Here is a 15,695-nt window from a genome sequence, read left to right as displayed (position 1 = left end):
TGGGGCCGGGGCAGGCCCGCGCCACATGGCTCTGGTGCGGGCCCCCAGCCTGGCTGGGAGGCTGGTGTCTTTCGCGTTCTGCGCTGAGCGCCGAGGCGCCCGACCTTCCCCTGAACAGCACCTTTGCAGTGTCGCCGAGCCGCGAACGGGGCGGTCGGCCGCCTGGGGAGGGTCTAGACACCACCCTCCTAGGCCCCCTTTCACAGGCGGTCCTCCTCGAGCAGCATGAGCTCCTCCTCCCGGACCTGTCGCGCGATCCGCCGGTCCTCGATATCGTCCTCGGCCTCGTCCCCACCGGTGAGGGTCCAGCTCCGGTAGGCCAGAGCGAGGAGGAAGGCGGAGATGCCGAACGTGATAACGATGGCGGTTAGGGCCATGGCCTGGGGCAGGGGGTCGGCCATGGCTGTCGGGCGGCCGTCGGTGACTAGCGGAGGCTGACCGGCTCGGCCACCGCTGAGCAGCAGCAGCACGTTCACCGCGTGCCCGTAGAGGGACAGCCCGAGGATGATGCGGGTCAGCGTGCGCTGCAGCAGCAGGTAGGTGCCTCCGGCGAAGAGCACCCCCACCAGGAGCACCAACGCGACGATCACCGCGGTGCCCCACTCGACGCCTGGGGCGAACCTCCCCTTACGTCCTCTTGGCCGAGCGAGCGGAGCAGGGCCACAACCAAGCCGACCACCACCAAGTAGACTCCCCCGTCGAATAGCAGCACAGTCGCCAGCTTGACCCCTCCCAGTAGCGGAACGTCGAACGAGATGTGGGACGCCTCGAGGAACTCCCCCCCCGAGAGCCAACCGAAGAGCCCAGCCAAGGCGGCCAGGCTGATCCCAAGGCCCAGGAACAACTCGGGGTTGAGGGGCTCCGCCCGCTGCAGCCGGCCGGTACCGCCGGCCAGGTATACCAACATGAAAGCAGCGCCGGCCACCAGGCCGCCGATGAACCCGCCTCCCGGCTCGTTGTGCCCGATCAGCAGGAGCACGACCGAGAACGTGATGACCGTATGGAACAGGGCCCTCACAGCCCGGTCGAGGATCAGCGATGGTTCTTGGCGAATTGGCCCCGGGCGCGTTGGCTGGGGGACTCGCTCTCGGCTGGCGGCGCGTACGAGGCCGATCACCCCGAGACCGGCGACAGTCAGCACGACGATCTCCCCTAGCGTGTCGAAGGCCCGGAAGTCGACGAGGATCGTGTTCACGATGTTGCGCCCGTCGGCCTCCGGGAGCGAGCGGGCCAGGTACTCGACCGAGACAGGCTCAAGGTCGGGCCGCGCCCCCACCGCCACCATCGCGAAGACCGCCGCGAACAGACCGACCAGCACCGCCAGGACGGCTCGAGGAGCGGTCGGTAGCGCTGTCTGGGCGCTGGTGAACCGCCTCGGCAGGTGCCGGAGCACGAGCACGAACAGCACCAGCAGGAGGGTCTCGATCATCAGCTGGGTCAGGGCCAAGTCGGGGGCGCCCTGGATGATGAAGAGCACGGCGACCCCGTACCCAACGGCGCCGACAGCCATCACCGCCCCCAGGCGGTGCCTGGTACGGATCGCCCCCACGGTGGCCACCACCATGGCGGCGGCGACTGCCACCTGTACCGGCCGGTCGACAAGGAGCAGTTCGGACGGGAGGTCGAGGCTGACCAGCAGGAACGTGCCCGGCACGACGAGCACCGTGGTGAGGATGATCAGGAGGTAGACGGGCAACGATCCCGTCTGGAGGGCGCCGGTCACGCGGTCGGCGGCGCGGACTGTGTTGCGCAGAAGCAGGTCGAAGGTGCGGGCACCTGAGGGCGGGACGTGGACCATCTGCTGCAGCCGCTCGAGTCGATGCCTAGCCACCCACAGCAGGGCTCCGGCTCCGATCGTGATGGCGGAGAGCGTGAGAGGAGCGTTGAAGCCATGCCACAGCCTGAGATGGGCTGGGGGGACGTCCGGGTCGATCGCCTGGGCACCGCTGACGACGATGGCCTCGACAAGCGTCGGCGCAGCACCGAGCGCGACGGCCAACGCAGCGAGCACTGCGGCGGGCAGGACCAGCCGCAGGCCGGCCCCCGAGACGGGGCCGACGCTCGTCCCGTCCTCGAGGTCCAGGGGCCCCTTGTGGGCGAACGCCCCCCACAAAGCGCGGGCGCTGTAGGCGAAGGTCAGGGCCGAACCGGCCACCAGCAGCGCGACCACGAGGCCTGCCATTGCGAGGCCCGAGCCGAGCGCCGCCTCATAGGTCGCCTCCTTGGCGACGAACCCCAGCATGGGTGGGACACCCGCCATCGACCCGGCGGCGACGGCCGCCACCAGTAGGGTCGTCCGCAGCGGCCGGTGGAGGCCGGTCAGCTTCCGGATGTCGCGGGTACCAGCTGCCTTCTCGATGATGCCGACGACCATGAACAACGCCGCCTTGTACGCGCCGTGGGCCAGCAGCAGAACCACGCCGGCCAGCGTGGCCTCGGGGTAACCGGCACCCAGCAGTACGACCAGGAGGCCCAGTTGGCTCGTGGTGCCGTGCGCCAGCAGCAGCTTCAGGTCGTGCTGGGCCAGCGCTCGCCAACCCCCGAGCAGCATGGTGGCAAGACCGACCGAGATCACCATTGGCCTCCACACGCCAACCTCGGCGAAGGGAGGCGCGAACCTGGCGATGAGGTACACGCCAGCTTTGACCATGGTCGCGGAGTGGAGGTAGGCGCTGACCGGGGTGGGGGCGGCCATGGCCCCTGGGAGCCAGAAGTGGAATGGCACCTGAGCCGACTTGGTGAATGCCCCGAGCAGGACCAGCACCAGCGCGACCTCCACCACTGCCCCGCGAGGGGGGTCGGCAAGGATCTGGGTCAGCGACCACGACCCGGCTTCCTGGGCGAGCAGGACGAAGCCCGCGAGCATGGCGAGGCCCCCGACCCCGGTGGTGAGTAGTGCTCGCAATGCGGCGGAGCGGGCGGCGGCCGACCGGTCGTCGTTGCCGATCAGCAAGTAGGAGGTGATCGAGGTCGCCTCCCAGAACAGGAAGATGGCCAGCAGGTTGTCGGTGACGACGAGGCCCAGCATCGCTCCCGAGAACCCCATCAAGAGGCTGGCCAGGCGGCCGAGGTCAGGCCGCTCGCCGAAGTAGGCGAAGCCGTAGGCGAAGATCAGCGCGCCGATCCCAGATACGAGCAGCACCATGACCAGCGAGAACGAGTCGACCCGGACCGCGATCTCGAACCCCAGGTCGGGTGCCCAGCCGATTCGTTCCTCCACGGGAGCACCGTCGAGGATCCGCGGGGCCGTGGTCGCCACCCAGAGCAGGACCGCGCCCGGCACGGCGGCCAGGACGAGCAGGCCTCGTGGCCCGGCCCGGCGCACCAGGGGCACGGCAGCCAAGGCGGCGGCCAGGTGCAGCGCCAGCAGGGTGCTCACCCATCCCGGCCCACCCGTCACCGGCGATCCATCCCGGCGAGGCCCCCTGACCGGCTCACCAGGTCGGGGACCTCACCCGCGACGGGTGCCGGCCCGTCAGGTGCGAGGGCCGCGTGTGCCCAACCGAGGGCCAAGGTCAGTTCCTCCTCCGACCGGGCTTGCGCCGCTTGTTCTTCCGCGGGCGGGGTGCCGCCGCCGCCGGCCGGGCCGGCGTGGGCCGGGTTTGCGATACCGGCCGCTGGGGTGTGGGTGGGCGCGACCGGACGGCGACGGCTCGGGACCGGTCGGCATCACCACCAGGGTCCGCTCCTTGGTGACCGTGGCTTCGCGCCTGCGCGAGGGGCGCGCTTGCGGAGGCTGGCTGGGCCCGCTCGGCTTGTGGTGGCCTACGGTCACCCGAGCCCCAATGGTTCTCCAGCCACAATGCGACGGGAGTAGCTGTAAGGACGGAGGAATAGGTCCCGACGACGAGGCCGACCAGCAATGCCAAGGCGAAGTCAGCGAGCGTGTCGCCGCCGAACTGCCACAGCACGACGAGGATGAACATTGCCCCCAACCCTGTGTTGATCGTCCGAGGAACGGTTTGGAGGCATGCGTCGTTGGCCACAACCCGCAACAGCTCCCTCGGCCGGGCGCGCCGCAACTCGCGTATGCGGTCGAACACCACGACCGAGTCGTTAACAGAGTAGCCGATGACCGTGAGAAGTGCGGCGAGGAACACGCCATCGAGGTCCTTGCCCAGCCAAGCGAACAACCCGAGCAGGATGAGGACATCGTGGACCATCGCCACTACCGCACCCGCTCCGTAGGTCCACTTGAAGCGTACGGCGAGATAGGCCAACTGGGCCGCCAGCGCGATCGCCAGCGCTATCAGCGCCTTACGGCGGAGCTCGTCGCCGATGGTCGGCCCGACGAACTCGTCGCGCATCACCTCCGCCCGCCCTCCGACCGCCTCGACTGCAGCGACCACGCGCGACTGCTCCTCTGGCGTCAGGGTCTCGATCCGGACGGTGAGCTGGGCGTCTCCCGCAGCCTGTACGACTGCCCTTGGGAACCCAGCGCGAGCCAGTTCCGACCGGACGAGGTCGAGGTCGGGCGGTCGCTCCGTCCGGTACTCGATGAGGCGCCCGCCGGAGAACTCCAGCCCTAGGTCGAGGCCCTTGACTCCCACCCCGGTTATGGCGAGGACCACCGCCAGCCCCGACGCACCCAGGAAGCGGCCGCTGTGGCGCATGAGGTCCGGGCGAGCCGTCGAGATCCACGTCCGCAACCTGGCGCCGACCTCGAGGCCCAGCAGGCGGGGCCGGTTACGCAGGCGGGTGCGGAGCACTACGTCGACCATCAGCCGCGTCACCACCAGGGCCGTGAACATCGACGTGAGCACCCCGACCGTGACCGTCACACCGAATCCCCTGACGGCCCCGGACGCGAAGAAGAACAGCAACATGGCTGCGATGACCGTCGTGGCGTTGGAATCAGCGATGGCGCTCCAGGCGCGCCGGAACCCGTTCCGGCCTGCGGCTCGCGTCGATGCGCCCCCGGCGTGCTCCTCCTTGATCCTTTCGTAGACGAGGACGTTCGCGTCGACAGCCATCCCGACGGCGAGCACGAAGCCCGCTATGCCCGGAAGCGTGAGCGTCGCCCCTAGTAGGAGTAGGACCGCGAAGCTGAGCGCCCCGTAGACGCCGAGGGCGATCACCGCCAGCACTCCGAGCAGGCGGTAGTACACAACCATGTAGAGAGCCGTCAGCAGCGCCCCGATGATGGCCGCCTTGATGCTCGCCTCGATGGCCGCCTTGCCCAAGGTGGGCCCGATCGTGGTCTGGCCGACGATCTCGACCGGGACCGGTAGAGCGCCTGCTCGTATCAGCAGGGCCAGCTCTCGGGCCTCGGCCTGGGAGAAGTTGCCGGTGATGACCGTCGTCCCGCCGCTGATGCCGCGCGGGCAGTTCACCTCGGCCGCCACCTCGGGGCTGGAGATCACGTCCTCGTCGAGCACGATGGCGATGCGCCGGGCCGGGTCGCCCAGGGGGGCGCAGGCGGCCTGGCCGGTGAGCGTCTCCCACCTACGGCTGCCGTCGCCCCGGAAGTCGACCTGGACCTGCCAGGTGACGGCGAACTCGCCCGCCACCCGGGCGGTGGCCGTAGCCACGTCGTCGCCCGTCACCGCCGCCGGCGCCAGGCGCAAGGGCTCGCCCGACTCGGCGAAGAGCACGAGGTCGTCGGGCTCTGGTGCGCCCGCCAGCACGGGGTGGAAGCGCAGCTGGGCCGTACGCCCGATGATGTCCACCGCCTCATCGGGGTCCTCCACTCCCGGTAGCTCGATGAGTATGCGCCGGTCACCAGAGCGCTGCAGCGAAGGCTCGGTCACCCCCAAGGCGTCGACGCGGCGGCGCAGCACCTCCAGGGTGCGGTTCACGGTGTCGCCGTCGACCCTCTGGCGCTCGCTGTCCTGGGCCTCCAGGATGATCTGGGTGCCACCTTTGAGGTCGAGCCCCAGGCGGGCCGGCTGGGTGGCGATCAGGACGACGGCGCCCACCACGAGGGCCAACACGGCGATGGCGCGCCAACGGACTTGCTGCACAGGGAAGCCTCCAGGTGGGCCGTCCCGGCGGGGCGGCGTTCAGGACGAGGACAGGACTGGGGTCAGCAGCACGAGGCGCCAGGCGGCCCGCGGGGGCGCACGGCCAAGGTGAGCGTGGCCGGGAGGGTGACGACGCCGGGCCAGGCCGGGCGCCATCCGGCACCCGCGGCAGCCATGCCGACGGCGGCTGCCAGCACGGCCGCCACCAGGGAGGAGCCTTGCTCGACGGCCATCCGCTTGGCCGGCGCCAGGGCCATCTCCCGCTCGAGGCTCTGGAGGAGGGCACCCGCTCCCGCCCTGGTCTCGGGCACGCCCTCCGGCCGGGCGCGCGCCGTAACGTCGGCGGCCACCACGACGGCGACCAGCGCGAGGGGTACCAGCAGTACGGCAGGCAGGCGCCGGGTACGGGCCACGGCTCCCCAGCCTATGCGCGGGCCCCGGAACAGGGAGGGCTGTGCTGCGGTTTAGACCAGATAGTTGACACCGCAACCACTGGAGCGCCCGAATGCCCGCCGCCACTGCCGACCCGCTGAGCCTTCCCCGCCTGCCCCTCCCCGGCCCCGGTTCGGCCGCCAGGCCGGTGGCCCTGGTAACGACCGCCCCGAGCGGGTTCGAAGGCGAGGGCTTCCCCGTGCGCCGGGCGTTCTCCGGGGCGCCCCTCGAAGCCCTCGACCCGTTCATCCACATGGACGAGATGGGGGCCGTCGACTACGGGCCGGGCGAACCCCGGGGTACGAGCTGGCACCCCCACCGCGGGTTCGAGACCGTGACCTACATGCTCGAAGGTGCGTTCCAGCACCAGGACTCCCACGGTGGGGGCGGGCTCATCGCCGACGGCGACACCCAGTGGATGACGGCCGGGGCGGGCATCTTGCACATCGAGACCCCACCCGAGGAGCTGGTGGTCAGCGGAGGGCTGCTCCACGGCCTCCAGCTCTGGGTCAACCTGCCCGCCCGCCAGAAGTGGTCACCGCCCCGCTACCAGAGCCTGGCCGGGTCCCGGGCCGCCATGGTCGCCTCGGCCGACGGCGGCGCGCTCGTGCGGGTCATCGCCGGCGACGTGGCCGGCCACGCCGGGCCGGGGTCGACGCACACGCCCATGGCCTTCGTCCACGCCTCGCTGGCACCGGGGGCCGCGCTCGACCTCCCCTGGCCGGAGGGGTTCAACGCACTGGCCTACGTCATGTCGGGCGCGGGCACGGCCGGGCCCGAGGGCCGGCCCCTGGCCTCGGGTCAACTGGCTGTCTTCGGCCCCGGCGGGCACCTGCGGCTGGTGGCCGGGGCCCGCCCCGGCGGCGGTGACGGCCGGCCTGCGGCCGAGGACCTGGACGTGATCGTGCTGGGCGGCCAGCCCATCCGCGAGCCGGTGGCGTGGTACGGGCCGTTCGTCATGAACGACAGGGCGGAACTGGTCCAGGCCATGGAGGACTACCGCTGCGGCCGCCTGGGCGTCGTCCCGCCCGGGGCACTGATGCCCCATGGGGCGGCTCGGCCAACCAATCGCTGAGGCCCGGGGCGGCACCACCACCGCAGCCATGGCAGGCATTACCTTCCTGCCATGGCTGCTCGGAAGGTGATGGCGATGGTGTTGGCCGGTGGCGAGGGCAAGCGCCTCCACCCACTGACCGCCGACCGGGCCAAGCCCGCCGTCCCGTTCGGCGGCCACTACCGGCTCATCGACTTCGTGCTGTCCAACCTGGCCAACGGTGGCTTCCTGCGCATCGTCGTGCTGACCCAGTACAAGAGCCACAGCCTCGACCTGCACATCTCCCGCACGTGGCGGCTGTCGACGCTCCTGAGCGACTACGTGACGCCCGTGCCCGCCCAGATGCGCCTGGGGCCGCGCTGGTTCCTGGGCTCGGCCGACGCCCTCTACCAGAACCTCAACCTGGTCTGGGACGAGCAGCCCGACCACATCCTGGTTTTTGGCGCCGACCACATCTACCGCATGGACCCCCGCCAGATGCTCGAACAGCACATGGTCTCGGGGGCGGGCGTGACGGTGGCCGCCATCCCCGTGCCCGAAGGCGAGGCCAGCGCCTTCGGCGTGCTCGAACCGGGCGAGGGCACCCGCATCCGGCGCTTCTGGGAGAAGCCCGACGACGCCGGCGGCCTCCAGAACGCACCGGGCACGGTGCTGGCGTCCATGGGCAACTACGTGTTCAGCACCGACGTGCTGGTCGACGCCGTGCGGGCCGACGCGGCCGACGAGTCGTCGGTCCACGACGTGGGGGGCAGCATCCTGCCCATGCTCGTGTCCCAGGGGGTGGCCCACTACTACGACTTCGCCACCAACGAGGTACCCGGGGCCACCGACCGTGACCGGGCCTACTGGCGCGACGTTGGGACCATCGACTCCTACCACGAGTCGCACATGGACCTGGTATCGGTCCACCCCGTGTTCAACCTCTACAACGAAAAGTGGCCCATCTACACGTCCAACCCGCCCCTGCCCCCGGCCAAGTTCGTGCTCGAGGACCACGGCCGTACCGGCCAGGCCATCAACTCGCTGGTCTGCGCCGGCTCGATCATCTCGGGCGGGACGGTGCGGGGGTCGGTGATCTCGCCCGGCGCGCACGTGCAGCCCGGGGCCCTGGTGGAGGACTCGGTCATCATGCACAAGGTGGTGGTCGAGCCGGGGGCCGTCGTGCGCCGGGCCATCATCGACAAGAACGTGGTGGTGCCCGCGGGCGCCCGCATCGGCGTCGACGCCGCCCGCGACCGCGAGCGGTTCACCGTCAGCGAGCGGGGCATCGTCGTGCTGGGCAAGGGCGAGCAGGTCCCCCACCCTTGAAGGTAGCCCTGCTGACCCGTGAGTTCCCGCCCGAGGTCTATGGGGGGGCCGGGGTACACGTCGAGCACCTGGCGGCCGAGCTGGCCGAGCTGGTCGATGTCGGCGTCCACTGCTTCGGCCGGCCCCGGCCGTCGGGGCTGGTGGCCGGCAACTACGAGATGGCACCCGGGGCCGACCCGGCCCTGGGCGCCATCGCCGTCGACCTGCAGATGGCCGCGGCCGTGGCCGGGGCCGACGTGGTCCACACCCACACGTGGTACACGAACATGGCCGGCCACCTGGCCAAGCTGCGCCACGGCATCCCCCACGTGATGACCAGCCACAGCCTGGAGCCCCTGCGGCCATGGAAGCAGGAACAGCTCGGGGGCGGCTACGAGGTGTCGCGTTTCTGCGAGCGAACGGCCATCGAGGCGGCCGACGCCGTGATCGCCGTCTCAGGGGCCATGCGCGACGACGTGTTGGCCACCTACCCGGCCGTGGGCCCCGACCGGGTGGTGGTCGTGCACAACGGCGTCGACGCCGACGCCTATCACCCCGACCCGTCGACCGAGGCCCTCGATCGGGTGGGCCTGGCCCCGGAGCGCCCCTACGCCCTTTTCGTGGGCCGTATCACCCGCCAGAAGGGCATCGGGCACCTGCTGGACGCAGTGCCCCTGCTCGACCCGGGCATGGTCGTGGTCCTGTGCGCCTCGGCCCCCGACACCGAGGCCGAGGGGGCCGAGCTCGAGGCCCGCCTGGCCGACCTCGCCAGCCGGTCGGGCCCGGGCGCCCAGGTGGTATGGGTACGCGACGCCCTGCCCCGTCCCCAGGTCGTACAGCTGCTGACCCATGCCGCGGCCTTCGTATGCCCGTCGGTCTACGAGCCCTTCGGGCTGGTCAACGTGGAGGCCATGGCCTGCGAGGCCCCGGTGGTGGCCACCGCCGTGGGCGGCATCCCCGAGATCGTCGTCGACGGCGAGACGGGCTGGCTGGTGCCCTACGACGCCGGGGACCCCCAGGCCGTGGCCGCCGGCCTGGCCGCCCGGGTCAACGAGCTGGTGGCCGGCCCCGACCAGGCCCGCCGGTTCGGCCAGGCCGGCCGCCGCCGGGTGCTGGCCGAGTTCGCCTGGCCCGCCATCGCCCGCCGCACCGTCGAGGTGTACGAGACGGCGATCTCGTCGTCCCACTGAACAGCCTGGTCACGTAGCAGTACTGCTACGCTCTAGTTGTGGCCGACATACCTGCCCGCGACCTGCGCAACGACGTGAGCGCCGTTCTGCGTCGGGTCGAGGGCGGCGAGCGCCTTCGGGTGACCGTGAGCGGCCGGCCGGTGGCCGAGCTCTCGCCCCTCCCGGCCCGGCCCCGGTCCATCGCCTGGGACGATTTCGAGCGGGGGCTGGAGAAGGCGCGCGCCGATGCCGGCCTGGCCCGCCAGCTCCGCGAGCTCGTCGGCGACATGACCGACGATCCCGATGGCGGGTGAGCACCGGCCGGCCCTCGCGCTGGCGGACACGTCGCTGTTCATCGCTCAGGAGCAGGATCGATCGATCACCGGCGCACCACCCGAGCGAGTAGTGGTCTCGGTCGTCACCGTCGGGGAGCTCTCGCTCGGCGTGCTCGCCGCCGAAGGCGACGCTCGCGCTCAACGGCTGCAGACCTTGCGCTGGGCCGAGGCCCTCGATCCCTTGCCGATAACCCGTGAAGTGGCCGAGACGTGGGCCGCGCTCCGGTTGTCGTTGCGCGACGCCGGCCGGCGGATGCCGCTCAACGACTCGTGGATCGCAGCCACCGCCATCACCGAGGGGATCCCGGTGGTGAGCCAGGACGACGACTACGACGGCGTCCCCGGCCTGTCGGTCATCCGCGTTTGACCCCTCGGGTACCTACTGCGGCGTCAGCCGTCGCGCAGGACCCAGAAGAGCAGGGCGGGGTCGTTGGTGAGGTTGCGCCAGCCCGAGACGGCCGTGCGGGTGGCCAGGGCGGCGTCGCCCGCCCGCATGACGGGCGTGTCAGAACCGATCGAGACCTGCACCAGGCCCGAGGCCACGAGCACCAGTTCCTCGCCCTTGTGGCGGATCTCGGGGGCAGCCGATTCCCACGGGCCCAGGCGCACGAGGTAGGCCCGCAAGCCCGCCTTGGGGTCGTCGAGCAGGGCCTTCTGGACGCTGCCCGAGGCCCGGGGGCGGCGGGCCAGCACGTAGTCGGGCTCGGCCGAGGCCGACAGCAGCTCGTCGAGGCTGACCCCCAGGCGGTCGGACAGCAGCAGCAGGGTGTCGAGGGACAGGCCCCGCTTGCCGGCCTCGGCCTGGCTGATGGCGCTGGGGCTGACCCGGCCGAAGCGGGCCAGGTCGCTCTGGGTCAGGTTGCGCTCGCGGCGTAACCGTTCGAGGCCCCGGCCCAGGCGCCCGAGGCCCATCTCGTCCTCCAGGGTGACGGCCCCGTCGACCACCCGCAGCCGCTGGAGGCTGCCCTGGGCGCCGGGCGGGCGGCCCTCGGCCTTGATGACCCGCAGGTGATCTCCGGACACCTCGAGCACGCACTGGGTCACCTGGGTGATGCGTTCGAGCGACGATCGGGTCAGCTCCCGCTTGGGGGCCCACCAGTAGGCCAGTGCCCCGATGTCGAACAAGCGGGGGCACACCCGGCTGAAGAAGGCCACTGCCCGGTCGGGGCCCCAGCGCCGGGCGAACGACCCCAGGTTGTCGACGACCACGCACCCGGGCGGCGAACCCCGGGAACCCTCGATGACGGCCGTGGCCAGCACCCCGGGGTCGCCGTAGGGACCGCCCCCGCCGGCATCGAGCACCACCACCCCCGGGCCCAGCCGGCGCTTGAGGGCATCGTTGACCAGCCCCGACGCCACGTAGAAGCACGGCTGGCCCCGCCGCACCGACTCGGCCAGCAGGGCGTCCTCCAGCCGGCGGACGACGTCTTCGTCGTCGCCCACCCAGACCACGTTGTCGCCCAGGATGAGCCCGTCGAGCAGCAGGTCGAGGTCCTCCACCCCGCTCGTCAGGCGCTCACCGTCGTTAAGCATTGCTAACAACACTAGGCGTTCTTGTCACTTAGATGCGATGTTGCAGGGCAACCGACCGAAGAGGGGCGCCTACATGTGCTTCAAGAACCTTCCCATCGAGTTCGATGCCACTGGCAAGGCTCACCTGCGTGAAGGCCTGGCCGAGCCATACGCCGTGACGGGCGGGCAGCGCAAGGGGTACGTGCGCCGGCGTTCGGGCCCCGGCGCCCAGTTGGCGGCCCCGCCCCGGCTGCGTGAGTGGTCGATCGACCCCATGACCCGGGTGGCCGGCGCCCTCGCCATCCACACCGTGCTCGACCTCGAGAACCGCAAGGCCGTGGAGTGCCACTCCCGGGCCATGCTCTTCCGGGGCTACGAGATCATCCTGCAGGGCCGTGACCCCCGCGACGCCATCGACATCTCGTCACGGGCGTGCGGGGTGTGCGGTGGCGTGCACGCCTCGGTCTCGGCTCTCGGCCTGGAGCAGACCTTCGGCATCTGTGCCCCGCCGCTGGGCGTCGAGGTCCGCAACCTGGGCGAGTGCGCGGAGATGTTCTACGACCGGCCCCTCCACCTGGGCCTGCTGGCCGGGCCGGACTACTCCACCGCCATCGTGTCGGTGACCAACCCCGAGCTGGTCACCCGGGCCGAGAAGACCCTGGCCCCCAACGCCGACATCCACGGCTACACGACCATCAAAGACATCATGGACGCCATGAACCCCCTGACCGGCAAGATCTACCTCGAGGCCCTCGAGTGGACCCGGGTGGGGCGCATCATGTGCATGCTCATGTACGGCAAGTTCCCCCACCCCTCGACGCTGGTCCCCGGTGGGGTGTCCACCACCATCACCACGTCGAGCTTCAACGAGTACTACAGCCAGCTGGGCAAGATCATCGACTTCGCCAAGGTCATCCCCCGCATCTGGGACGACATCTGCGACTTCTTCCTGGAGGCCAACCCCGAGTACGAGCAGGTCGGCGCCCGCTCGGTCAACATCGCCCAGACCGGCATCTACGACAACTCCAAGGTCTACGACGCCACCTACGCCAACCTCGACACCTGGGGCAACTCCCGGTGGTCGACGCCCTCGATGATCATCGACGGCAAGCTGGTCACCACCAACCTGACCGACATCAACATGGGCTACGAGGAGTTCGTCGAGCACTCGTTCTACGAGGACTGGACCAAGACCGGGCCCCAGAAGTTCAAGACCGACCCCCTGGGTAACCCCCTGTCGCCTTACCACCCGTGGAACAAGACCACCATCCCCAAGCCCACGGCCACCAACTTCCGGGAGCGCTACACGTGGGACACGGCCCCCCGCTGGGACCGCAAGTCGATCGAGACAGGGTCCTACGGCCAGCTGTGGGCCACTGCCCTTGCCCAGAAGGTGCCCGAGAACCCCTTCTACGAAGCGACCGGCGACGGGGTGAAGATGCTGCTCCCCCGCCACGCCCTGCCCGAGACCGAGCTGTTCTGGTCGGTGCCCCGCACCCTCAACGCCCTCGAGCGCAACCGGGGACGGGCCTACGTGGTGGCCATGACCTCGGCCATCGCCATGAACTGCCTGTTGAAGGCGTTCGAGTACTGGCGGGCCGGTGAGACCAGGGTGCACACCCCGTTCAAGATCCCCAAGGACCACCGCATCGGGGTCGGTTTCTGGGAGGCGGCCCGGGGCTTTCTCGTCCACCACATCGAGATGGACAAGGGCAAGCTGGTCAACTACCAGATCACCACCCCGTCCACCCTCAACGCCTCGCCCACCGACGCCTTCGGCCAGCTCGGCCCCTACGAGGAGTGCGTGGTGGGCACGCCCCTGCTGGAGTCGGTCCCCGAGGACCAGATCAAGGGGATCGACGTGCTCCGGGCCGTGCGCAGCCTCAACCCGTGCATGCCCTGCACGACCCACATGGACACCGGCAAGGGCGTGATCGTGCGGGAGGTCAACTCCTGCGGCTGCACGTTCGAGTAGGCCGGACGTGACCATCTTGGGCTGGGGCCCGGCTGCCGCCGGGCCCCAGGTCGCATCCTGCCGGGCGCTGGTGGCCGGCTTCGGGGTCAGGGCCCGGCGGGACCTCGACTTCGGCCGCCAGGCCGTTCGTTACCTCAGCTCGTTCCCTTGGCCCCCGGGGGTGGTCGTCGAGGACCTCCCCTACGCCGCCCACCTCGCCCTCCACCGCGTCGACGAGCTCCAGCCCCCCAAGCTGGTGCTGGTGGGCGCGGCGGCCCGAGGGGGCGTGCCCGGGTCGGTACGGTGCCGCCGCCTGGGCCACCCGGCGCCCGCCACGACCGGTCCGGCCGAGGTGGCCGAGGGCGTTGCCGAAGCCCTGGCCGAGTCCATCGCCGGGGCCGGTGACCTCGACCACACCCTGGCCGTGCTGGGCCACTGGGGCGCCCTGCCGGCTGACACCGTCCTCATCGAGGTCGAACCGGCCGACTGCTCCTTCGGCACCGGGTTCAGCGAGGAGGTCGGCTGCTCCCTCGACACCGTGCTCACCCTCGTGCGCGAGGAGCTCGGTGACGCGGGCGCCTGCGACCAGGAGCTCGCCGAGGAGGTGCCCCCTCCCGAGGCCGCCCCGCCTGACGAGGGACCACCCGAGCCTTCGCCCGCCCTGGCCGCCCTGGTCGACTACGCCGGGCGCCGCCGCGCCGCCCAGGCCCACGAGAGGGGCCGGGGCCCGGGCCCGATGGCCGACGGGCCCGAGGGGATCGAGGTCGTGGGGCGCTCGCGACCGTGGGCCATCGGCCTCGACGGGGGCGGCGACTGGTGGGACGTGTTCCCCCTCGACCACGGGGCCGTGGGCATCGTGGTGGGCGACGCCCCCGGGTGCGGGGTGGGGGCGGCCGCCCTCAAGAGCGACCTGCGGGTAGCGGTGGCGGCCTACGTAGTCATCGAGGGCCGGTTCCCGGCCCGCCTGGTGAGCTGCCTCGACCGCTTCGTGGCGGCCACAGGCCGGGGAGAGGGCGCGGCCTTGGTGTACATGGTCGTGCAGCCCGACACGGGCGAGCTCCGCCTGTGCTCGGCCGGCATGTGCCCCCCGCTGATCGTCGACGAGCACGGCGGCCGGTTCCTCCACGAGCAACTGACCGCGCCCGTGGGCGCGCCCGGGGCCGGCCACCGCCGGGAGGTGTCCGGCCAGCTGGGGCCGGGGGCGACCCTGCTGGCTTACACCGACGGGCTGGTCACCGGCCCGAACCGCTCGCGGGCCCGGGGCCTGGCCTCGCTGCTCGACGCCGCGCTCACCGGTCCCCTGGGGCTCGAAGCCCTGTGCGGCCACATCGTGGGCGCGTGCGCCAACCACGAGCGGCGTGACGACGACCTGACCGTGGTCGGGGCCCGGGCCACGACCACGCCCTGAGGCCTCGGGCCAACGCAGCAGGCCGGCCGCGTACCTGGCATGCTCGCGGGCGTCATGATGTCGGTCGCCGCCTTCGTCCGCCTCACCGACCTTGTCCAGCCACCGGACTACCCCGTGCGGGCCAACGGGGACTGGAAGCGGTTCACGAGCGTCAACGGCTTCCCGCCCCCCGAGGACTACCGCATGCTGGTGCGGGAGTACGGATCGGGCACCTTCGGCGGGGTGATCAGCCTCATCGAGCCGTTCGACCCCTCCAAGTCGTTCATGGACCTGATCGAACCCCGCTGCCGGGCCCTGCGCAACGGTTCGGGACGGTCGGTGTGGCCCGAGCCCGGTGGGTTCCTGCCCTGGGGGGTGGTCGCCGGCGGAGGCCTGGTCGGCTGGCGGACCGACGGCCGCCCCAACGACTGGCCCACCGTCTACTGGTCGGACCGGGGCCACGGGCCCGTCGAGCTGCCCATGGGGGCCGTGGGGTTCGTAGTGGGCGTGCTCGAACGCACCCTCGACCCCGCCCTCCTGGCCGGCCTCACGGTGGGCGCCGCCACTTTCACCTCCGCCTGACGGCCACGCCCGACCAATCG

Annotated in this window: 13 protein-coding genes; 8 read left to right on the top strand and 5 right to left on the bottom strand. The window is 71.2% G+C overall.

Features of this window, described 5'->3' with window-relative positions; genetic code table 11:
- Nucleotides 1-200: 200 nt before the first annotated feature.
- From AB1673_00320 to AB1673_00305, 4 genes are all read right to left on the bottom strand, one after another.
- Nucleotides 201-590, bottom strand: coding sequence for a Na(+)/H(+) antiporter subunit C (locus AB1673_00320; GenBank protein MEW6152420.1), 390 nt, complete (start codon nucleotides 588-590; stop codon nucleotides 201-203).
- Nucleotides 587-3,379: a hydrogen gas-evolving membrane-bound hydrogenase subunit E gene (mbhE, locus tag AB1673_00315; protein MEW6152419.1), complete on the bottom strand. Its 2,793-nt coding sequence runs from the start codon at nucleotides 3,377-3,379 to the stop codon at nucleotides 587-589. The genes AB1673_00320 and mbhE overlap by 4 nt, the downstream gene beginning before the upstream one ends.
- Before the next feature lie 136 nt (nucleotides 3,380-3,515).
- Nucleotides 3,516-5,963, bottom strand: a complete 2,448-nt coding sequence (gene secD / locus AB1673_00310; GenBank protein ID MEW6152418.1) for a protein translocase subunit SecD — start codon at nucleotides 5,961-5,963, stop codon at nucleotides 3,516-3,518.
- A gap of 62 nt (nucleotides 5,964-6,025) precedes the next feature.
- On the bottom strand, nucleotides 6,026-6,376 hold the full coding sequence (locus tag AB1673_00305) for a hypothetical protein (protein MEW6152417.1): 351 nt from the start codon (nucleotides 6,374-6,376) through the stop codon (nucleotides 6,026-6,028).
- A 92-nt stretch (nucleotides 6,377-6,468) separates the two neighbouring features.
- Between AB1673_00305 and AB1673_00300 the strand changes: the two genes are divergently transcribed.
- From AB1673_00300 to AB1673_00280, 5 genes are read left to right on the top strand one after another with little or no spacing between them, the layout of a single operon-like run.
- On the top strand, nucleotides 6,469-7,470 hold the full coding sequence (locus tag AB1673_00300; GenBank protein ID MEW6152416.1) for a pirin family protein: 1,002 nt from the start codon (nucleotides 6,469-6,471) through the stop codon (nucleotides 7,468-7,470).
- Nucleotides 7,471-7,521: 51 nt separating this feature from the next.
- On the top strand, nucleotides 7,522-8,757 hold the full coding sequence (gene glgC, locus AB1673_00295; protein ID MEW6152415.1) for a glucose-1-phosphate adenylyltransferase: 1,236 nt from the start codon (nucleotides 7,522-7,524) through the stop codon (nucleotides 8,755-8,757).
- On the top strand, nucleotides 8,754-9,926 hold the full coding sequence (gene glgA, locus AB1673_00290) for a glycogen synthase (GenBank protein MEW6152414.1): 1,173 nt from the start codon (nucleotides 8,754-8,756) through the stop codon (nucleotides 9,924-9,926). Before glgC ends, glgA begins: the two co-directional genes overlap by 4 nt.
- A gap of 38 nt (nucleotides 9,927-9,964) precedes the next feature.
- A complete protein-coding gene (locus tag AB1673_00285; GenBank protein ID MEW6152413.1) occupies nucleotides 9,965-10,219 on the top strand; it encodes a type II toxin-antitoxin system prevent-host-death family antitoxin in 255 nt (84 codons plus the stop codon).
- Entirely contained in the window at nucleotides 10,209-10,607 is a 399-nt protein-coding gene (locus AB1673_00280) for a PIN domain-containing protein (protein MEW6152412.1), read from the top strand. The genes AB1673_00285 and AB1673_00280 overlap by 11 nt, the downstream gene beginning before the upstream one ends.
- Nucleotides 10,608-10,630: 23 nt before the next feature.
- Here the strand turns inward: AB1673_00280 and AB1673_00275 are convergent, their stop codons facing one another.
- On the bottom strand, nucleotides 10,631-11,773 hold the full coding sequence (locus AB1673_00275; protein MEW6152411.1) for a cupin domain-containing protein: 1,143 nt from the start codon (nucleotides 11,771-11,773) through the stop codon (nucleotides 10,631-10,633).
- 73 nt (nucleotides 11,774-11,846) lie between these two features.
- Between AB1673_00275 and AB1673_00270 the strand changes: the two genes are divergently transcribed.
- Genes AB1673_00270 through AB1673_00260 form a run of 3 tightly spaced genes read left to right on the top strand, consistent with a single transcriptional unit; the run spans nucleotide 11,847 to nucleotide 15,675 of the window.
- Nucleotides 11,847-13,727: a nickel-dependent hydrogenase large subunit gene (locus AB1673_00270; GenBank protein ID MEW6152410.1), complete on the top strand. Its 1,881-nt coding sequence runs from the start codon at nucleotides 11,847-11,849 to the stop codon at nucleotides 13,725-13,727.
- Nucleotides 13,728-13,734: 7 nt separating this feature from the next.
- A complete protein-coding gene (locus tag AB1673_00265) occupies nucleotides 13,735-15,114 on the top strand; it encodes a SpoIIE family protein phosphatase (GenBank protein MEW6152409.1) in 1,380 nt (459 codons plus the stop codon).
- 39 nt (nucleotides 15,115-15,153) lie between these two features.
- Entirely contained in the window at nucleotides 15,154-15,675 is a 522-nt protein-coding gene (locus AB1673_00260; GenBank protein MEW6152408.1) for an SMI1/KNR4 family protein, read from the top strand.
- Nucleotides 15,676-15,695: the final 20 nt, after the last annotated feature.

The sequence above is a fragment of the Actinomycetota bacterium genome (assembly GCA_040754375.1).
Lineage (GTDB): Bacteria > Actinomycetota > Acidimicrobiia > Acidimicrobiales > AC-14 > JBFMCT01.
Note: the sequence above shows the minus strand (reverse complement) of the source record. Positions and strands in the feature narration are given on the sequence as shown.

Coding starts and splice junctions, on each gene's coding strand:
- AB1673_00270 (MEW6152410.1), top strand. CDS start 11,847: ATGTGCTTCAAGAACCTTCCCATCGAGTTCGATGCCACTGGCAAGGCT.
- AB1673_00300 (MEW6152416.1), top strand. CDS start 6,469: ATGCCCGCCGCCACTGCCGACCCGCTGAGCCTTCCCCGCCTGCCCCTC.
- AB1673_00260 (MEW6152408.1), top strand. CDS start 15,154: ATGCTCGCGGGCGTCATGATGTCGGTCGCCGCCTTCGTCCGCCTCACC.
- glgC (MEW6152415.1), top strand. CDS start 7,522: ATGGCTGCTCGGAAGGTGATGGCGATGGTGTTGGCCGGTGGCGAGGGC.
- AB1673_00280 (MEW6152412.1), top strand. CDS start 10,209: ATGGCGGGTGAGCACCGGCCGGCCCTCGCGCTGGCGGACACGTCGCTG.
- AB1673_00275 (MEW6152411.1), bottom strand. CDS start 11,773: ATGCTTAACGACGGTGAGCGCCTGACGAGCGGGGTGGAGGACCTCGAC.